The sequence below is a fragment of the Lysinibacillus sp. CNPSo 3705 genome (genome assembly GCF_028674935.1).
Taxonomy (GTDB): domain Bacteria; phylum Bacillota; class Bacilli; order Bacillales_A; family Planococcaceae; genus Lysinibacillus.
In genome coordinates this window covers 72,823-91,194 of sequence record NZ_JAQZSD010000001.1, presented here as the reverse complement: position 1 = coordinate 91,194, position 18,372 = coordinate 72,823, and the positions used below count along the sequence as shown (strand labels likewise).

The following is an 18,372-nucleotide window of genomic DNA, read 5'->3' as shown; positions in this document are numbered from 1 at the left end:
AAGCTTTAAATTTTCCGCTTAATTCGATAAACATAAGCAAGCACTTCGGCTATTGCTTTGAAAAACTCTTCTGGTACTTGATCACCGATTTCTACTTGATCGTACATTGCTCGTGCTAATGGCCTGTTTTCAACCATAATCACATCATGTTCTTTCGCAATCATTTTAATTTTTTGAGCGATAAAGTCTGTACCCTTGGCAACAATGCGTGGGGCTTCCATACTTTCCTCATCATATTTGAGGGCAATCGCATAGTGAGTTGGGTTAGTGATGACTACATCGGCGTTTGGAATCTCTGACATCATTCGACGCATCGCCATTTCGCGTTGGCGTTGCTTAATTTTCGATTTTATCAGCGGATCCCCCTCACTATTTTTATATTCATCTTTAATATCTTGCTTAGACATTTTAAGATTTTTTTCGTAATCAAATTTTTGATACATCCAGTCTAAAAGGGATACACATAGTAAGACTAGCGAAGCAGCAATCCCCATAATACCAACAAGCTTACCCACGGTAATAAGAGTTATCCATGGGCTTTTAAAGGATAACGCCAAAACTTTCGGTAAATTTGTCCAAACTATAATTGTCGTAACGCCACCGATGAAGCCAATCTTTAATACTGACTTTATAAGCTCTATAATGGCTTTAACAGAAAATATTTTTTTCAGCCCTTTAATCGGGTCCATTTTTTTCAAATCAAACTTCATCGGTTCTAATGTAAATAGAAAACCGAACTGTAGAAAGTTACCTGCTAACGCTCCAACAAATGCAATTCCCATAATTGGACCAATAACAAAAGCCATTTGCGCCAATGTTTCTGTAAATAAGCGCATCACACTATCAATTGTTAGTGTTTCTACGCGTATGTTCTGAATAAAAGTTTGCTTAAAAAAAGCTAAAAGATCATCTAGCAGTGAACCTGCAAAGAAGTATAAAAAGATAAATACCATGAGCATGACAATTGCACTGGAAATATCCTGACTCTTGATTACCTGACCTTTTTTTCGAGCATCTTGTCGTTTTTTGGGCGTCGCCTTTTCCGTTTTTTCTCCCGCAAAATACTGTAAATCTAAATCCAGTAGTAGCAACATTTTACCCACCACCTAAAATAGCCATTACATCACGCATCGCATAAATCATAATTGTAATAAGCTTTTGTATCACTTGAACCATTACAGCCATCATGGTAAATAACACTAGAAAACTAACCCCAATTTTAATAGGAAAACCAACAACAAAAATATTTAATTGCGGTACAGTTTTCGCCGTGATTCCTAGTGCTAAGTCGACTAAAAATAAAGTAGCTACAACAGGAGCAGCCATTTGAAAGGCAATCGCAAAAACAGCTGTAAATTTTGTGATGATAAACTCTATATAATGATCATTTGCGAAATTAGGAAATCCTTGATCCATCGGTAAAAATTGATAACTATAATAAATTCCATCGAGAATCATGTGATGTCCATTTATAGCTAGTAGAAAAAGTAATGCTAGCGTATTAAAAAACTGTCCTATCAATGGACTTTGTGCACCTGTTTGCGGGTCAATAATATTGGCAATAGCAAAACCCATTTGAAAATCTATAAAGCTTCCGGCAATTTGAATTGCCGACATGATGATATAGCCTACTAAACCGAGTAACAGTCCAATAAGTGCCTCTTTCATCACTAAAAGTATGTAATCACCATTAAATACAAATGGTTCGACGTCAATTGTGTAATACATCATCCAAGCTAAAACTAATGCGAGCGTTATTTTAACTTGTGGCGGAATCGTTCTGTACGAGAAAAAAGGCACCGTGACAAAAAATGCCGATACGCGCACAAGCACTAATAAGAAAACCGTAAAATGCGGGATTAATTCATTCATCTACTCACCCTATATAACGCGTTAAATTCTCAAAAATGTCTCTCGCATAGCTAGTCACTTGTGATAACATCCAAGGACCGAAAAATACGATGGCTGCTAATACAGCGATGATTTTTGGCACGAATGCTAAAGTTTGCTCTTGAATCGATGTTGTTGCCTGAAAAATACTTACCGCTAAACCAGTGATTAAAGCAACTAATAGTAGCGGACCGCTTGTTAGAAGGATAACCATAATGGCACGCTCTGCAATGGAAATAACCAATTCACCTGTCATACTGTATCATCCCCTAAAAACTTTGTAGTAATGATTTCATCACAAGATACCAACCGTCAACGAGTACAAATAATAAAATCTTAAACGGCAATGAAATCATAACCGGTGGTAACATCATCATCCCCATCGACATTAGCGTACTTGCGACAATCATGTCGATTACTAGGAATGGAATAAAAATCATAAAGCCAATTTCAAATGCTGTTTTAATCTCACTCAATGCGAAAGCAGGTACTAGCATTGTCAGTGGAATTTCTTCTACAGATGCTGGTGTTTCTGCTTGATTATACTTTAAAAATAAATTCAGATCCTTTGGCCTTGTATACTTACTCATAAACTCTTTAAACGGTACACTGGCTCGATCATACGCCTCTTCAATGCCAATTTCCTCAGAAAATAATGGCTGTAATGCCTCTTTATTGACCTCTTGAAATGTTGGGGCCATGATAAAGAAAGTTAAAAACAAGGCAAGTCCTACAATGACCTGGTTCGGTGGCATTTGCTGTGTCGCCAACGCAGTACGAACAAACGATAATACGATAACTATTCGTGTGAACGATGTCATCAAAATTAAAATACTAGGTGCTAGTGAAAGAACTGTTAACATCAAGAGCAGCTTCACTGCGCTAGAGACATTTGTCGGGTCGCTGTTGGAAAAAACACTGATTACATCATTCATTTATCATCATTCTCCTTTTGCTTCCATTTCTCCAGTTCTTCACTGCGCTCCTGTTTAATTTCGGAAATCTTTTTTTCGAACAGCTCACCAAAAGCGTTTTGTTTTTGCTGTACTGATGAACTTTCATTATTTTTTTTCTTAAATTTAGATAATACTTCTGCAATATACGGTGATGTTGCTGCAAGTTCTTGTCGTTCATTATATAGCGCTAAAAGTGTTGCCACTTCATCCGGATCAGTAATTTCACGTAATAGCTGGACATCCTCACCGACCCCAACTAAATAGAGTGTTTTACCTACTTGTAATAGTTGTACCGACTTTTGGGCACCTAACGATAAACCGCCTAAATTTTGTACTAATTGATTACGTTGAAAGTTTAAATTTCTTCTATTTAAAAACTTCATTAATCCATAAAATAAAGCTACAACAAAAATAAGCGCCAACACCATTTTTATGTATTCCCACGTAGATACATCTCCAGCCGCCTGTGACTCTGAATCTTTCTTAGCGGCTGGAGTACTATCTTCTTCACAATCTCCGTTTTTGATGCAGTCGCTCACAGAAGTCGTGTTAGATTCTGCATATACAGAAGTCGTTGTAGGGTACAAAAACAGGAAGGATACAAGAAATGCGAAAATCATCGTTAGACGAAATGATTTTAACATTTGCATTCAATCATCCTAGAGCTTTTTGAATCGCTTCAATTACACGATCAGCTTGGAAAGGTTTCACAATAAAGTCTTTCGCACCAGCTTGAATTGCATCGATTACCATTGCTTGTTGTCCCATTGCCGAACACATAATTACAGTTGCATTTGGATCTGAACCTTTAATTGCTTTAAGAGCTGCAATACCGTCCATTTCTGGCATCGTAATATCCATTGTTACTAGATCTGGCTTTAATTCGTTGTACTTTTCAACTGCCTGTAAACCATCAGCAGCCTCTCCAACAACTTCAAATCCATTTTTCGATAAAATATCCTTGATCATCATGCGCATGAATGCGGCATCATCAACAATCAAAATTCTTTTAGACATGGTTAACTCCTCCAATTGAAACTATCTTAAATTATTTAAACGCTCTGCTTGACTTAAAACATCTGTAATGCGGACACCGAAGTTTTCATCAATAACAACGACTTCACCTTTAGCGATTAAACGGCTATTTACTAAAATATCAACTGGTTCACCAGCCAATTTATCTAGTTCAATAATCGAACCACTAGATAGTTCTAATATCTCTTTTACAGAACGCTTTGTACGTCCTAACTCTACAGTAACTTGCAACGGAATATCAAGTAGCATATTTAAATTTCTAGCTTCAGATTGCGAGATAACATTTGGATCAAAACTAGCAAACTGTGCTTGTTGAACATTGACCGGTTGCATAGGTCTTGTTGCTTGAGGAATCTGCTGTTGCTCTTGATACATTGGTTGCTGCACAGGAGCTGTCTGCTGTTGATATACTGGCTGCGCAGGCTGTGGTGCTACTGGCGCTTGTGGTTGCATAGTCGCTTGTTGTTGTACAGGCGCAGGAGCTACTGGCGCTTCAGGTGCTATTGTTGCAGCTACAGGTTCCCCGATTGATTCTGTTTCTCCTAACAGAGATTTTACAATGTTTTGGCTAAATTTCAGCGGCAATAATTGCATTAGATTCGAATCAATTAAATTACCAATCTTCAATCTGAACGATACTTTTACGAGTAAATCATCTTCAGGAATATTTTCTCGTCCTTCGTTTTGAGAAATATTCATTAAATCAATAGTAGGTGGAGAAATATCCACTTTTTTATTAAATACTGTCGACATTGAAGTAGCCGCAGAACCCATCATTTGATTCATAGCTTCTTGCACGGCACTTAGCTGAATTTCACCTAAATCTGGTTTTGGATTTAAGCCATCTCCACCTAACATTAAATCAGCAATAATTGCTGCATCGGATTGCTTAATAACAAGCAAATTCATACCTGTTAACCCGATTGTATATTCAACCTGTACGGCTACATAAGGATGAGGAAATTCCTCTTCTAATTTATTTCGGTTAATCATTGAAATACTTGGGGTAGTAATATCTACTTTTTGACCTAGTAACGCTGAAAGTGCAGTGGCAGAGCTACCAAAAGATATATTTCCTACCTCACCTAATGCATCTTGGGCAAACGAATCGAGGTAATCCTCTACTTTTAAATCATTAATTTCCTCATTTGTAGAAGCTTCAGTGCCGCTGTTTTTATCTTCCAACGTTTCGCCCCTTAATAACGCTTCAATTTCTTCTTGGGAGAGCATTTCATCACTCATCTTCGTCTCCTCCTTTCAAAGGGTCGATAATCTGGATTGCTAATTTTTTGCCTTGTTTTCCTGGTTGAACTGTAAATTTCGGTAATGTGCCTACTTTTAACAGTAGTGGATCTTCAATTTTTTGTTCTAATTGAATAACATCTCCAACTTGCATTGTGAGGAAATCCTCAATGGTAATGTCTGTAATACCTAGTTCAACGGAAACAGGTAGTTTTGCTTGTTTCACACGTGTTTCAAGCATTTTTGTTTGCTCTGGAGACATCTCTTTTGTATTAGTCTGCATCCAGTAACGAACAGAAAGATTTGGAACAATTGGCTCCAATACAACATGCGGGATACAAATATTAATCATACCGCTTGTCTCACCAATAATCGTATTTAAAGAAATAACGACAACTGTTTCATTTGGTGAAATCATTTGTAAAAATTGAGGGTTGACCTCAAGTTCCACTAAGATTGGATCAATTTCCGCAACATTTTCCCATGCCTCGCGTAAATTGTCGAATGAACGTTCAAAAAGGTTTGTCATAATTTTAGTTTCAATTTCTGTTAAGTTATCCACATTACTATGACTCGCCCCACTACCGCCCATTAAACGATCTAACATCGAGTAGGCGATGTTCGGGTTTATTTCCATCAATATATTACCATCTAATGGTGGCACTTCAAACACATTAATGAGTGTCATATTCGGAATCGAACGTACAAACTCTTCAAATGGTATTTGGTCTACTGATGCAACAGTAATCTGCACATAGCTTCTTAGCTGTGCAGAAAAGAAGGTTGTCAGTAATCGTGCAAAATTTTCATGTATTCGGGTCAAACTTCGGATTTGATCTTTTGAGAAACGAAGTGCTCGTTTAAAGTCATACACTTTAACCTTGCGCCCCTCGTCCTCTTTTTTCATGTCGTCCGCTGACATTTCCCCGGTTGATATTGCGGAAAGCAGCGCATCTATCTCGGATTGAGATAACACATCTCCTGCCATTTGCCCACCTCCATTTCAAGCAGTTTCTTTAATTATTGGGTGATGAAGGAGGTAAAATAAACTTCCTGAACTTCTCCCTCTTGCATCAATTCATTAATTTTTGTTTTTAATGATTTTTGGAAAACTTGTTTGCCTTGCTTACCTTCTAAATCTTTTTGCTCCATCTCGGAAAGCTCTTGAATAACAATATTTTTCACTTGGAAATCACGCTTCGTTAATTCAGCAGCAGCATCTTTACTTGATGTTTGAATTTTTAACGAAAAGCGTACAACTTTGTTATCCGCTAGATTTGTAGTAATTTCTGGAATTTCAACAGAAGCTTCTACGATTTCATCAATAGTTGGCTCAAGAGACTTTGCAGGCTTATTAAATTGGGTAAACAATGCAAAGCAAATACCCCCGATAAGTATGATTGCTACTAGTACGATGATAATCATCGTTAACATTTTGTTATTCTTCATCTTCTTCACCTCGTAGATGCGGGTTTGATAGTATTTGTATATTTTTATAAAAGGCTGTTACCTTTTGTCGCACCTCATCTTCACTCTGTAAAACAATGATTTTAGTTCCAGTCGTTAATGTAATGGTCGTATCCGGAAAAGATTCGACCGTTTCTATGTATAAAGCATTCAATGTAAATGCTTTGCCATTTAAACGTGTTAATTCAATCATTGAAATAGGGCCGGGTCTAGCACGAGAGCCGGCCCGACCCTCCCTCATATGAAATTATGTTTTAGTTTTGAGCACTTTGTAATCTAACTAGTATTTTCTTTACCTGTATGACTATATGAAGTATATATCTCTTACTAAAATCTACTTTATAAAACTTAGCGTTTTAAATTCACAAGCTCTTGAAGAATTTCATCAGAAGTTGTGATAATACGTGTATTGGCTTGGAAACCACGTTGCGCCACAATCATTTCAGTAAATTCTTCAGAAAGATCGACGTTAGACATTTCTACCGCTCCCGCAACAACTTTACCCATACCTGCTACAGTTGCTACTTGTGCATATGCTACACCAGAGTTTGTAGTTTGTTGATAGTAATTACCGCCTGCTTTAGCAAGACCACCAGCGTTCGGGAATTTAGCCATTACCAGCTGTCCAGCCCACTGTAGATCACCGTTTAAATCTTGATAAGTAATTTTACCATCAGGTCCGATATTTACTTCTTTAGCTGTTGTCGGGATCCGAATAGGTCCTACAGTACCATTAGCAGGTGTTAACACTCCTGCATCATCAAATAAATTAGCACCTTCATCACCAGATGCATTTGGTGCATCATCCGGTAAAATACCTTTATCATCCTTCTCGGTAACAATATCTTTACCCGCAGTGACTCCAACTAAATATTTCCCATCTGCATTTACTAAGTAGCCATTGTTGTCCATGTAGAAAATACCATTACGTGTGAATAACGTGTTATTGAATCCATCTTCATCAATAAAGCCAGAAGTTTCGTCTGGAGCGCCATTCGCATCAGCCACCATAAAGAAACCATCGCCTTCAATAGCTAAATCCAGTCCACGCCCTGTACTCTGTAAAGATCCGCCACCGTGGATAGTATCGATAGCTGCTAGTTGTGAACCTAAACCTACTTGTTGTGGGTTTACTCCTCCACGCGTTGCAGTAGACCCTGATGCGCCTGCTTGTGTTTGAGACATTAAATCTTTAAAATTAACACGCCCCTTTTTAAAACCAACTGTATTAACGTTAGCAATATTATTACCAATAACGTCTAGTTTTGTTTGGAAGTTTTTAAGACCTGAAATACCTGAATACATAGAACGTAACATAATGTCGTTCTCCCTTCATTTATATTGTGTGCCTCCATCAATCAGCACACCTAGGCTTCCTTTCAAAGGTCCAGCCCTTATAGCACGATCGTGCCATCTATATTTGTAAATATTTGCTGCTTTGCTTCCGTGCGGTCCATCGCTGTAATGACAGTTGCGTTTTTAGCACTGACAATTAGAGCTGCTTGATCCATCAAGACTAATGGTTGTTTGACACCTTTTGAGTGCGCTTCAAATACCTTGTCCGATACAGCCTGCCATTCTTGTTCAGAAATCGCTATTTTACGCTCCATAATACGTTCATGGGCATGCTTGCTCACTTTTAACTCTTGTTGATTGGTAGCTTCTTGCAAATGCGCTTTAAACGATTGCTGTGCGTTTATTGGCTTAGGTTGTGTCTGGCGAATAGATGGATGCAATGGTACACGATGTATTGAAAATTTATCCATCATTGTTCTCCACCTTTATTCGCTAATTACGGTAAATTCTTTAGCTGTTAATTTTTTGTCATTGTCTAAGACATATTGAATGACGCCATCTTTATTCGTTACAGAAACGATACGTCCTTGTAGTTCTTGCTCGCCGTCCATATACGTAACTTTTTTACCAATTAGTTTGCTCGCTTGTACAAGTGGAGATTCTGATTCACTTGAACCGCCTAAAATAGCTGAAATATTACCAGGCGTTAATTCTTTACCATCAGCTAGTTCAAACACTGCATTACCCTCAACAAACTTCACCGATTTAATTGTGCCGGTTCCCTCATTAATAACCGGTTTGCCTTTGTCATCTAGCTTATCTGTTAGCTCATGCCATTTTACTTCCTTACCAACAAATGATGTATAATTCATAAGCTGTGTTTGCTGCTGTGAGGCAAGTAATGATCCCATCGCTTTTGTCATATTTTGCATTTGCTCTAGCGAAGAGAACTGAGCCATTTGAGAAATAAACTCTCGGTCATCCATTGGATTTGTTGGATCTTGGTGTTGTAATTGCGTAATTAATAATTGTAGGAACGCATCCTTGCCAAGTTCACTATTACCCGTTTGCTTCGTTGGCTTCTTATAGTTGGAATAATATAAGTCCTCTGTTACGTTTGTATTTACCGGTTTTGTATTTACCGGTTTTGTATTAGTCGTTGTATCTGCCACGCTCACACCTCCTCACTTATTAAATAGTCACTAAATGATTTACCTTCATCATCATCGTCGTTTTTTTGCTCTTGCTCTTCTTGCTGTTGTTGCTTAAAGAAATTGTTGAAGAAGCTTTGGTCACGTTGTTGGCGATCTGCGTCTTGCAATGATTGAGCAATATCGAGTCGATCAACTTGAATGTTTTGCTGTACAAAGGCTTGCTTTAATTGATGTGCCTGACTATCAAGTAATTCACGTCCTTGAGCTGTTGAAGCAAGTAGTCTTGCTGTCAGGACACCGTCATTTTGCACAAGCTCGATACGTATTGTTCCTAGATTTTCTGGATACAATTTCAATGTTAAACGTGTAATACCTTGTGCATTAGAGATTTGGGCTCTATTAATGATTGCTTGCATCTCTTTCAAAAATGCCTCAGACTGTGCTGGCTTTGCTGCTGGCAGTGTCACTTGGAACGTGTCTGCTTTCGTTTGGACTGTATTAGAAGTCACCATTTCATTAGCACTTGTATCTGTCTGCTTTGTAACCTGAACTTGTTGCACTACTTTTTGGAAGCCCTGCAACGGAAGTGTCACTGTTGTTTTAGTTGTTACTTGCTGTTCAGATAGAGTCGTTTCTACTTGTGTTTGAATCGTTGTCAAAAGACTTTTTATGTCAGTTAGCAAGTTTTCTTGTGATGCTGTTAAGTCCGTTTTTTGCCCCATTAATTGTGTTAACTTTAACACTTGAAGTAATGGCGCTGCTTCCTTTAGAGTCACTTGTCCTTCACCTTGTAAAGCTGCTACGATTTGCGTTTGAAGCATTGGCGCCTGAGCGTCTACTAGTGCTAAAAGCTCCCAAACATCTTGTGCTTCTTTATCTTCGCCTAGCAACTGTTGTACTAATTTTTGAAGCTGCTCAGCATCGATCCCCAATGCATCCATTAGGTTATCCAGGTTTAACATTTCATCTATTGCAACAGCTTTGCCTTCATCACCAATTTGCAGCATTAACAAACCATCGTCGTGTGGAATCTCTAGTAAGTCTAGTACGTCTTCTATAGATTCAGCATTTAAAACTGCTGTCAAATCAGAGGTATCTTTTGTATCTACTGACTGTGTAGGCTGCTGTATTTGATTTGAAGAAGAAATAATCTGTCCAAAAACAGATCCAAACTTGTTCGATGGTCCATTAGTCATATTGGAATCGACTGATGTTGTAGGTTTTGTAGCTGCTGTTTTAGTTGAAATAGGCTTAGACATCATTTGCATCATTGCTACATCCATTTTTTTCACCTCCTTTCAGATTTTCTTATTGTTTAGCCATCATTTCTGTATATTTCGCTGCATTTTGTGGATCCATTTTTTCTAAAATCGCAGCTAATTTATCTGGTTTTAAGTTTGTTAAAATACGAAGTGCTTCCGTATCGCTCATTTTAATAAGAACGGGCGCTGCTGCTTTAGGAGACATTTTATCAAATGTTTTTAAAATATCAGTAAAATCACGCTTTACATCACTTTGCTCCCTATTTAATTTCTCCATTTCAAATTTCAGCTGTTCATTTTCTGTCGTTAACTTTTCTTTTTCAGTTGTTGCCGTATCCATCTTTTTTTGAAGCTGTACGATTTCTGCTTCTTTTTCTTGTATTTCGGCCTGTAACTTTACAACCTTTGAATCATTATTAACTACAGCATCTTTTGCTTGTTGTTCTTCTGAAGGAACGAATGGTAAGCTTTGAACTGCCTTCTTTCCTAGATCAAAGACATTCGTATTCATAAGGGTTGCAACAACAAGTAGAACTGCCGCTACAAACATGATAGGTATTACAAACCACGTAAAAAACTTTCGCAAGCCTCCTGATTTACGTTTAGGCGGTTGTTCTACTAATTCTGCTTTAAGTCGATTGTCTGTTTTCGCCATGAAATCACCTGATTTCTCTCTTGTTATACGTCAGCGATGAAATCTCATCTAAAAAAATGCCTTCAATACGATCCTGTTCCTGCTGAAACACTTTAAAATCTTTCTCTCGCATTTTTTCAAATTTACGTACTTCCAAGTTTTTTTCTAATAATTTTTCTTCGTGCCAAGTCATTTTTGCACGAGCTTGAACAACTTTTTGCTGTACATCAACAATTGTTTTTTCGAGGCTATCAATAAACCGTGCATAGTGATGAACTTCTTCTATTGATGAGCCTACAGCTAAACGCTCCTGCTGAAACTCTATTAAATCTTCTTTCTTTTTTAACAATTCATATAGCTTAGTTGCAATTTCTTCAAAAGAACGTACAGATTCTTTATAGGCAATTTCTGTTTCATTTTTTTCTTGCTCTCGAATGGTTAACACTTTTTCAAAACGATATATATAGCTTACCACCCTATTTTCCACCACCGATCGATAATGAAATTAACTCATTCTTGCTTTCCTCTAGGGTCACCTTATCTAAATAGCCCTGCTTTAAATAGGCGGTAATGAGAGGTTCATAGTAAATAGCTTCATCGATTTCCTTCGATGTTCCTGTCTTATAGGCGCCGATATTAATTAAATCCTCTGACTTGTCATATGTATAATAGAGCTCCCTTAATCGTTCTGCAGCCTTTTTGTGCTCTGGCTCTGCCACATGATTCATCAAACGGCTGACACTTTTTAATACATTAATAGCTGGATATTGACCTTTATTTGCAAGGTTGCGATCCAGGACTATATGACCATCTAAAATCCCTCGCACCGTATCTGCTATCGGCTCATTCATATCATCACCATCTACTAACACTGTATAAAAGGCAGTAATAGAGCCTTTCTCATTAGTACCTGTACGTTCTAATAGTTTAGGTAGAATGGCAAATACAGATGGTGTATATCCTTTTTGAGCTGGTGGTTCACCTGTCGCAAGACCGATTTCACGCTGCGCCATAGCAACACGAGTCACAGAGTCCATCATCAACATAACATTTAAGCCGCGATTTCTAAAATATTCGGCAATCGCTGTTGCGGTAAAGGCCCCTTTTATTCGCATTAGTGCAGGCTGGTCAGAGGTAGCAGCTACTACTATAGATCGACTTAAACCCTCTGGCCCTAAATCACGCTCTATAAACTCACGAACCTCACGACCACGTTCCCCAATTAGCGCAATTACATTTAAATCTGCTTGGGTATTTCGCGCAATCATACCGAGCAATGTACTTTTCCCGACCCCTGAACCAGCGAAAATACCGACACGTTGTCCATTCCCCACTGTTAGCATGCCATCAATTGCTTTAACACCTACTTCAAGTCTTTCATTAATAGGTGGGCGCGTTAGCGGATTGGGTGGATCTTGCTCTGTCGGAACTGTCATTAATCCTTTCGGTAATACAGTTCCATCTATCGGATTCCCCATAGAATCAAGTACCTTACCGATTAGCTCAGGGCCCACTTTTACCTCAAGCGGCGCCCCTGTACCTTCGACTAGGCAGCCAATTGATATTTCCCGAAGAGAAGTAAAAGGCATTAAGACGACAATTTCATCTTTGAAGCCTACAACCTCTGCTAAGATGATTTGATGGCCATTTTTAGAAGTTTCCACATGAATTTTACAGACATCACCAATGGAACTATCTGGACCTTGTGACTCAATCATCAAGCCGACAACTCTAGTTACTCTACCAAATTTTTTAAAGGTTGGTATTTGAGGAATTTGTTCGATTAATTGAGCCGTTTTCATCTAGATCATTCCTTACTTTCTAATATTTCATGTAGCTTTAATCTTAGTTCATTCAATTGCTCATCAATACTTACAACAATACGGCCATGATTTGTTTCAATATAACAATCTGTTTCATTTTCTAACTCCTCATTTACAAAAATCATAAATGGTACGTCAGTTGGGAACATTTCAGCTAGTTCATCCCGATTAGCAGTAATTAACGCATAGTAGGTTGGCGAAACGTAAATTTTTATTTCCTTCATTTCTCTCGCTTCTTTAAGTCCTCTGTGAACGATTGAAACGAACAATTCGTTGTCTCGCTCTAAAGATGCATCAATAATTCGCTCTGCTGCAGTTAAGCCTAGCTCTAAAATAATCGATTCTTGATCTTCAATATATTTCCGAGCATTTTCCCTTGCATGAATGATTACTTCATTAGCCGTTTGGAGAGATTGTGCCATCGCTTCAGTAGCTTTGTTTATTCCATCCTCATAGCCTTGACCAAATCCTTCATCATAAGCTTCTTGCACTCGATTAGGTCGTTCCTCTTCCCAACCTTGCTTTAAAACTTCAATTTCCTGAAAGAACATTTGCTTTTCTTGTTCAAAAGCTTCACGTTCAGCCTGTAAAATAGCTCTGGCCTCTGCAAATAAACGTTCGCGCTCTTCTAGCACTTCTTCTATAGTCATTTGTTTTTGAAGTGAATTTTCTCCTTCATCTACCTCTTGCATCTCAAACATGTCACGAATTTGAATTTTTTTGACATGATCGCCATTGGACTGTGTGTATACAGAACGGATGATTCTAGACAATGACGTCATCTCCTCCACCACGTGCAATAATAATCTCGCCAGCATCCTCTAAGCGACGAATGACAGCAACAATTCGAGATTGCGCTTCCTCTACATCACGCAAACGTACAGGTCCCATAATTTCCATTTCTTCTTTAAATGTCTCAGCCATACGTTGTGACATATTGCGGAAAATAATATCTTTTACTTCTTCGCTTGAAACTTTCATTGAAAGCAATAAGTCTTCATTTTCACAATCACGGATAACACGTTGAATCGAACGGTTGTCAAGTGTAACAATATCTTCGAATACAAACATACGTTTTTTGATTTCTTCAGCAAGCTCTGGATCTTGAATTTCGAGTGCATCGAGAATCGTTTTTTCTGTTTGTCGGTCTACACCATTTAACACTTCAACAACTGCGTCAATGCCACCCGTTTCTGTGTAATCCTGTGTAACAGTTGATGATAATTTACGCTCTAAAACAGATTCGATTTCACTAATAACTTCTGGTGAAGTTGACTCCATTACAGCTATACGTTTAGCAATATCAGCTTGTACTTCCTGTGGTAATGAAGATAAAATAACACCCGCTTGCCCTGCTTCTAAATAAGATAGAATAAGGGCAATTGTTTGTGGATGTTCATTTTGAATAAAGTTAAAAATCTGTGCTGGATCAGCTCTACGCGCAAAGTCAAATGGACGCACTTGTAAAGAAGATGTTAGGCGATTAATAATTGTTTGCGCCTGTTCTACACCAAGTGCTTTTTCCAATACTGTCTTCGCGTAACCAATACCACCCTGTGTAATATAGTCTTGCGCAAGTGCAATATTGTGGAATTCTTCAATAATTTCCTCTTTAACATTTGCTTCTACTTTCTTAACACTTGAAATCTCTAAAGTTAAACGTTCAATTTCTTCTTCTGTTAAATGTTTATAGACAGAGGCTGAAACCTCAGGCCCTAATGAAATTAACAAGAGAGCGGCCTTTTGTTTTCCGGTTAATTCCTTATCTTTCTTGGACACAGCCTAACCTCCTAGTTAGTCTTCCGCAATCCAACTACGTAGTAACTTCGCAAAATCGTCTGGCTTATCTTTTGCCATTTTTTCAAGCTGCTTACGACGCATTGTAGCTTCCGTTTCAATTTCTTCATTAATATCTTCAATCATTAATTCTTCTTGTTCATCTAGGATACTAAGTTCTTCTTCTTCCTGCGCACGTTTACGTGAACGGATAATGAAGAATGCAAGCAATAATATTACTGCTAGCAATATGCCACCGATTACCCAAACCCACCATGGAATAACAGATTTTTCACTAGCTGTTTCTGTTGCTTTACCATTTAAAGGTTGTACTGAAACAGCAACTTTCTCATCGATTTGCTGTTGAGTAAGTTCAGCTGCTACATCTTTAGAAATCGTTGTACGAACAATAGTACTTAAAATTTTCTGGATATCCTCTTGAACCCCATTTGGTAACGTTCCCGCGTCAGCCCCTGTCGGAGGTTCAACAATTACTTGGATCCCCATATCTTGAATTTTATATGGTGCCTCTTGGATATCTTTACGTATACGATTTACTTCACTATTAATTGTTTCTTCAGTACGTTCAGATTCTCCATTACCATTTACACCTTCGTTATAAGTTGTGAAATTATCTGTCGTCGTTTCTGCTTCAGGTGTACCAGTAGCTGCAGCACCTCCAGAATATTGCTCTGTAATACGTTGAGCACTAATTTCTATTCCTGCCATATTCTCTTCGTCAACAGGTGTAACTAGTTTTTCTTCACGATTTTCTTTTTTGAAATCAATGTCTGTTGTCACAGAAACTACTACTTTGTCTTGTCCCATAAGCGTGCCTAGCATATTTTGAACTTGACGCTGTAGGTCACGCTCAACTAATTTCTTCGCTTGTAACTGACCTTCTGCTGTCGTTGTTGAAGCTCCATCAGTAGTCGCAGCTTTCAGATCAAAGTAATCAGAAAATTGGTTAGAAATAACAATATTATCCGTTTTTAAATTTGGCACACTTTTTGCTACTAAATTATACATAGTGGCAATTTGTTGCTCTGTAAATTTATAGCCAGGGTCTGTATTTAAAACAATAGATGCCGTCGCTTCCTCTTTAACATCTTTTAAGAAAACGCCCTCTTCTGGAATGTTAATCATTACCTTCGCATCTTTTACACCATCTAGATTTTTAATGAGCTTTGCAATTTCTGTTTCAGTTGCTGCTTTTTTTAATAGATTAAACTCATTATCTGTCATACCGAATCCAGAGCTATTTGCAAAAGAGTAATCAATCGATCCTGTTTGTGGATATCCTTCCGATGCCAACGACACTAATAATGAGTCTACTTGGTCTTCAGGTACTGAAATCGATGTACCTCCAGGTTCAATTTCATACTTTACACCTTTGGCGTCTAGCGCTTCTTTCACTTGTCCGATTTCTCTTGTCGATAAATCTTTATAAAGTGGTACATATGTAGTTTTTGTAGCAAAAATTGTAATACCTATAGCAAGTGCTACAACCCCTACTAAAGAACCGATCATTACAATTTTTTGTTTTTTACTACGACTTGTCCAAAATTTGCTGGTGTCGTTTTTTATTTTCGTCAATCGTTCATTCATTATGATCCTCCGGTTATAGTGAATAACCTATCCATCTAATAATTCGCGAAAACAGTGGTATCCCATAACATTCAATCAATATCATCACCATAACGGATTGATTTCCGTTTCGATTAGTCTTTTTCCTAGGAGCGTCCGATGAGCCACTTTTGGCAATCATGATTTGGTCACGAAGGCATTATCACAAGATTTGATGCTTTTAAACTTCATCACTTCTGTCTCCAGGGTATTATTTGTAACGTAATCCTGAAGGAGTCATCAACCCTCTACATCAAACATTCATTTAAATAAATATAAATTATGGGATATATTCTTTACTTAATAGTGATTGTAATCACTTGTTCAAATAAAGTTAGACACTCATTCGCATTATTTCTTGGTAAGCTTCAATCACCTTATTGCGAACTTCAATTGTTGCATTTAATGTAATGCTCGCTTTTTGAGATGCAATCATCACTTCGTGCAACTCTACATCTCCTCCATTAATTAACTTTTGAGTAAGATTGTCAGAAGTAATTTGTTGATCATTTACTTTGGATATTGCTTCCTTTAACGAGTTCGCAAAGCTCTGTTGTGCTTCATAAGGTGTCGTTTTAAGTTTATTTGTTTCATTTACAACCTGCGTAGGTGTCATTTGTGAAACGGACGAAATTGTCATTATGTATCTTCCTTTCTTCTTATTTATCTTCCAATCTCTAAAGCCTTTGTCAGCATGGATTTATTTGCATTCAATACAGTTACGTTTGCTTCGTAGGAACGAGTGGCTGACATTAAATCTACCATTTCTTTTAATGGATCTACATTTGGCATATTTACATAGCCATCTGCATTTGCATCCGGGTGAGTTGGATCATACACAAGTTTGAAAGGAGTTTCTGTATCCTCTTTTATTTGTGTAACTTTTACGCCGTTACCAACGCCACTTTTTGCGTTTTTACCAAGTGCAGCATTAAAGAACTTTGAAAACTGTCCCTCTTGCGCTGTAAATGTCACAGTCTTTCGACGGTATGGCTCCCACTGTCCATTCACTTGTTTAGCTCGCGTCGTATCCATGCCTGCCATATTTGAAGAAATGACATCCATTCGTAAACGCTGTGCTGTTAAAGCTGAGGCAGTGGTATTCATTCCATGAAAAATAGACATCTATTACTTACCTCCTTTAATAACAGTATTTAATGTGTTTAACTTGCCGTTCATACGTTCAATTAATGCGTTGTAGTAAATTTGATTTTCTGCTAGCTTCGTCTGTTCAGCATCCATATCTACAGCATTACCGTTATTCCGATAACGTAAGCCATTAATATTATTCACACCAGGTGTTGATTGTCGAATCTCGAAATCATAATGTCTACTATCAGTACGATATGCCGACAAGGACATTTGTTGTTCTTTCTCCAACATATCTTTAAAACTTACACTTTTCGCCTTATAGTTCGGCGTATCGACATTCGCAATGTTATTAGCGATTGTTTTATGATTCAAAGTTGCATAAGAAAGTCCGTTTTCCAGGCTACTAATAGTTCCTCCAAACAAATCCAAAACATTCACCTCATTTATGTATTTCTTTTTTTATCCAATAACACAATTGTAATTAAGATGATACCTAGTGTCTATTGTCTTTTGTCCCTTTTTGATAGTAAATCAGACCTATTTTTATTCACGAATAACCAGGACAATACTTCCGCACTCCTTGCTACTACAGGCTTCATGGAACACAACACATATCTAGTTATTTTACACTACTTCGACAGTGTTTACGGTTTTAGGATTGATTTTCTTCCATTTTCTTACAAAACATCAGTAGACACAATGTCTAAATTAGAGTTCCTTTTTACTATTCAAGTCCAAGTCATTTAGATTACGAAAAATTCAGAATAGTTATTCTAGACTGTCCTATAAGTATCAATTGGAGCATCTATTTTTTTCATTTATGCAAATAGTAATGCGCACTCAAAAAATCTAATTTAGGGAGAAAGCAATGATAATTACGTCTATAAAGGTCGAAAACTTACCTATAGAAAATGAGAAAAAGAATTAAAACATAGATTATTTCTCCCCCCTATTTAGTACTATATCACAGTTCGACTTAATTAGAGCATTGTAAATCGGATGAAAATTCCGTCGAATCTTTGTCGAATTACGAAAAAGTTCAAAAAGGCATCCGGAACGTAATTATTCCTGATGCCTTCATGTTACTAATAAATTTTTTTATCTTTTTGCAAACGAGGG

Annotated in this window: 23 protein-coding genes; all 23 read right to left on the bottom strand. The window is 37.6% G+C overall.

Translation table 11 applies throughout. From position 1 onward, the window contains the following. Nucleotides 1–5: 5 nt before the first annotated feature. The 23 genes from flhB to flgB all read right to left on the bottom strand — a co-directional run bounded on the left by flhB (nt 6) and on the right by flgB (nt 17,682). Nucleotides 6–1,094, bottom strand: coding sequence for a flagellar biosynthesis protein FlhB (flhB, locus tag PVA17_RS00440; RefSeq protein WP_132357427.1), 1,089 nt, complete (start codon nt 1,092–1,094; stop codon nt 6–8). A 1-nt stretch (nt 1,095) separates the two neighbouring features. Next, nucleotides 1,096–1,872 carry a flagellar biosynthetic protein FliR gene (fliR, locus tag PVA17_RS00435; protein WP_132357428.1) on the bottom strand — a complete coding sequence of 259 codons (777 nt, stop codon included), beginning with the start codon at nt 1,870–1,872 and terminating at the stop codon, nt 1,096–1,098. 4 nt (nt 1,873–1,876) lie between these two features. After that, nucleotides 1,877–2,146 (bottom strand): flagellar biosynthesis protein FliQ, encoded by a 270-nt coding sequence (fliQ, locus tag PVA17_RS00430; RefSeq protein ID WP_132357429.1) that lies wholly within the window; start codon nt 2,144–2,146, stop codon nt 1,877–1,879. Between the two features lie 13 nt (nt 2,147–2,159). Beyond that, on the bottom strand, nt 2,160–2,825 hold the full coding sequence (gene fliP / locus PVA17_RS00425; RefSeq protein WP_132357430.1) for a flagellar type III secretion system pore protein FliP: 666 nt from the start codon (nt 2,823–2,825) through the stop codon (nt 2,160–2,162). Beyond that, nucleotides 2,822–3,490 carry a flagellar biosynthetic protein FliO gene (locus PVA17_RS00420; protein WP_248718163.1) on the bottom strand — a complete coding sequence of 223 codons (669 nt, stop codon included), beginning with the start codon at nt 3,488–3,490 and terminating at the stop codon, nt 2,822–2,824. Before PVA17_RS00420 ends, fliP begins: the two co-directional genes overlap by 4 nt. A gap of 10 nt (nt 3,491–3,500) precedes the next feature. Beyond that, nucleotides 3,501–3,863, bottom strand: coding sequence for a response regulator (locus tag PVA17_RS00415; protein ID WP_049668450.1), 363 nt, complete (start codon nt 3,861–3,863; stop codon nt 3,501–3,503). 21 nt (nt 3,864–3,884) lie between these two features. After that, a complete protein-coding gene (gene fliY, locus PVA17_RS00410; protein WP_132357432.1) occupies nt 3,885–5,123 on the bottom strand; it encodes a flagellar motor switch phosphatase FliY in 1,239 nt (412 codons plus the stop codon). Further along, nucleotides 5,116–6,111: a flagellar motor switch protein FliM gene (gene fliM / locus PVA17_RS00405; RefSeq protein WP_132357433.1), complete on the bottom strand. Its 996-nt coding sequence runs from the start codon at nt 6,109–6,111 to the stop codon at nt 5,116–5,118. Before fliM ends, fliY begins: the two co-directional genes overlap by 8 nt. A 32-nt stretch (nt 6,112–6,143) precedes the next feature. After that, on the bottom strand, nt 6,144–6,572 hold the full coding sequence (fliL, locus tag PVA17_RS00400; protein ID WP_132357434.1) for a flagellar basal body-associated protein FliL: 429 nt from the start codon (nt 6,570–6,572) through the stop codon (nt 6,144–6,146). Further along, nucleotides 6,562–6,783 carry a flagellar FlbD family protein gene (locus tag PVA17_RS00395; RefSeq protein WP_049668748.1) on the bottom strand — a complete coding sequence of 74 codons (222 nt, stop codon included), beginning with the start codon at nt 6,781–6,783 and terminating at the stop codon, nt 6,562–6,564. Before PVA17_RS00395 ends, fliL begins: the two co-directional genes overlap by 11 nt. Before the next feature lie 155 nt (nt 6,784–6,938). Next, entirely contained in the window at nt 6,939–7,907 is a 969-nt protein-coding gene (gene flgG / locus PVA17_RS00390; RefSeq protein WP_274066602.1) for a flagellar basal body rod protein FlgG, read from the bottom strand. 77 nt (nt 7,908–7,984) lie between these two features. Continuing rightward, complete coding sequence (locus tag PVA17_RS00385) at nt 7,985–8,356, bottom strand: TIGR02530 family flagellar biosynthesis protein (RefSeq protein ID WP_132357878.1); 372 nt, start codon at nt 8,354–8,356, stop codon at nt 7,985–7,987. Between the two features lie 15 nt (nt 8,357–8,371). Beyond that, nucleotides 8,372–9,058 carry a flagellar hook assembly protein FlgD gene (gene flgD, locus PVA17_RS00380; protein ID WP_274066601.1) on the bottom strand — a complete coding sequence of 229 codons (687 nt, stop codon included), beginning with the start codon at nt 9,056–9,058 and terminating at the stop codon, nt 8,372–8,374. Nucleotides 9,059–9,060: 2 nt separating this feature from the next. Continuing rightward, entirely contained in the window at nt 9,061–10,323 is a 1,263-nt protein-coding gene (locus tag PVA17_RS00375) for a flagellar hook-length control protein FliK (protein ID WP_274066600.1), read from the bottom strand. A gap of 25 nt (nt 10,324–10,348) precedes the next feature. After that, complete coding sequence (locus PVA17_RS00370; RefSeq protein ID WP_132357438.1) at nt 10,349–10,957, bottom strand: MotE family protein; 609 nt, start codon at nt 10,955–10,957, stop codon at nt 10,349–10,351. Nucleotides 10,958–10,961: 4 nt separating this feature from the next. Further along, complete coding sequence (gene fliJ / locus PVA17_RS00365) at nt 10,962–11,411, bottom strand: flagellar export protein FliJ (RefSeq protein WP_132357439.1); 450 nt, start codon at nt 11,409–11,411, stop codon at nt 10,962–10,964. Nucleotide 11,412: 1 nt separating this feature from the next. Continuing rightward, nucleotides 11,413–12,738: a flagellar protein export ATPase FliI gene (gene fliI, locus PVA17_RS00360; RefSeq protein WP_132357440.1), complete on the bottom strand. Its 1,326-nt coding sequence runs from the start codon at nt 12,736–12,738 to the stop codon at nt 11,413–11,415. A 5-nt stretch (nt 12,739–12,743) separates the two neighbouring features. Next, nucleotides 12,744–13,532 carry a flagellar assembly protein FliH gene (gene fliH / locus PVA17_RS00355; protein WP_274066599.1) on the bottom strand — a complete coding sequence of 263 codons (789 nt, stop codon included), beginning with the start codon at nt 13,530–13,532 and terminating at the stop codon, nt 12,744–12,746. Beyond that, nucleotides 13,525–14,538, bottom strand: a complete 1,014-nt coding sequence (fliG, locus tag PVA17_RS00350; protein WP_053594207.1) for a flagellar motor switch protein FliG — start codon at nt 14,536–14,538, stop codon at nt 13,525–13,527. The genes fliH and fliG overlap by 8 nt, the downstream gene beginning before the upstream one ends. A 15-nt stretch (nt 14,539–14,553) precedes the next feature. Beyond that, on the bottom strand, nt 14,554–16,143 hold the full coding sequence (fliF, locus tag PVA17_RS00345; protein ID WP_274066598.1) for a flagellar basal-body MS-ring/collar protein FliF: 1,590 nt from the start codon (nt 16,141–16,143) through the stop codon (nt 14,554–14,556). A 352-nt stretch (nt 16,144–16,495) separates the two neighbouring features. Further along, complete coding sequence (gene fliE / locus PVA17_RS00340) at nt 16,496–16,801, bottom strand: flagellar hook-basal body complex protein FliE (RefSeq protein ID WP_132357443.1); 306 nt, start codon at nt 16,799–16,801, stop codon at nt 16,496–16,498. Nucleotides 16,802–16,824: 23 nt separating this feature from the next. Next, the gene (gene flgC / locus PVA17_RS00335; RefSeq protein WP_132357444.1) at nt 16,825–17,286 is read right to left on the bottom strand and encodes a flagellar basal body rod protein FlgC; all 462 of its coding nucleotides are present in this window, start codon (nt 17,284–17,286) and stop codon (nt 16,825–16,827) included. Nucleotides 17,287–17,289: 3 nt separating this feature from the next. Then, a complete protein-coding gene (gene flgB / locus PVA17_RS00330; protein ID WP_132357445.1) occupies nt 17,290–17,682 on the bottom strand; it encodes a flagellar basal body rod protein FlgB in 393 nt (130 codons plus the stop codon). Nucleotides 17,683–18,372 lie beyond the last annotated feature (690 nt).

Coding starts and splice junctions, on each gene's coding strand:
- flgC (WP_132357444.1), bottom strand. CDS start 17,286: ATGTCTATTTTTCATGGAATGAATACCACTGCCTCAGCTTTAACAGCA.
- PVA17_RS00395 (WP_049668748.1), bottom strand. CDS start 6,783: ATGATTGAATTAACACGTTTAAATGGCAAAGCATTTACATTGAATGCT.
- fliP (WP_132357430.1), bottom strand. CDS start 2,825: ATGAATGATGTAATCAGTGTTTTTTCCAACAGCGACCCGACAAATGTC.
- fliE (WP_132357443.1), bottom strand. CDS start 16,801: ATGACAATTTCGTCCGTTTCACAAATGACACCTACGCAGGTTGTAAAT.
- PVA17_RS00415 (WP_049668450.1), bottom strand. CDS start 3,863: ATGTCTAAAAGAATTTTGATTGTTGATGATGCCGCATTCATGCGCATG.
- fliR (WP_132357428.1), bottom strand. CDS start 1,872: ATGAATGAATTAATCCCGCATTTTACGGTTTTCTTATTAGTGCTTGTG.
- PVA17_RS00375 (WP_274066600.1), bottom strand. CDS start 10,323: ATGGATGTAGCAATGATGCAAATGATGTCTAAGCCTATTTCAACTAAA.
- fliQ (WP_132357429.1), bottom strand. CDS start 2,146: ATGACAGGTGAATTGGTTATTTCCATTGCAGAGCGTGCCATTATGGTT.
- fliF (WP_274066598.1), bottom strand. CDS start 16,143: ATGAATGAACGATTGACGAAAATAAAAAACGACACCAGCAAATTTTGG.
- fliY (WP_132357432.1), bottom strand. CDS start 5,123: ATGAGTGATGAAATGCTCTCCCAAGAAGAAATTGAAGCGTTATTAAGG.
- fliI (WP_132357440.1), bottom strand. CDS start 12,738: ATGAAAACGGCTCAATTAATCGAACAAATTCCTCAAATACCAACCTTT.
- PVA17_RS00385 (WP_132357878.1), bottom strand. CDS start 8,356: ATGGATAAATTTTCAATACATCGTGTACCATTGCATCCATCTATTCGC.
- fliM (WP_132357433.1), bottom strand. CDS start 6,111: ATGGCAGGAGATGTGTTATCTCAATCCGAGATAGATGCGCTGCTTTCC.
- flgG (WP_274066602.1), bottom strand. CDS start 7,907: ATGTTACGTTCTATGTATTCAGGTATTTCAGGTCTTAAAAACTTCCAA.
- PVA17_RS00370 (WP_132357438.1), bottom strand. CDS start 10,957: ATGGCGAAAACAGACAATCGACTTAAAGCAGAATTAGTAGAACAACCG.
- PVA17_RS00420 (WP_248718163.1), bottom strand. CDS start 3,490: ATGTTAAAATCATTTCGTCTAACGATGATTTTCGCATTTCTTGTATCC.
- flhB (WP_132357427.1), bottom strand. CDS start 1,094: ATGTTGCTACTACTGGATTTAGATTTACAGTATTTTGCGGGAGAAAAA.
- fliL (WP_132357434.1), bottom strand. CDS start 6,572: ATGAAGAATAACAAAATGTTAACGATGATTATCATCGTACTAGTAGCA.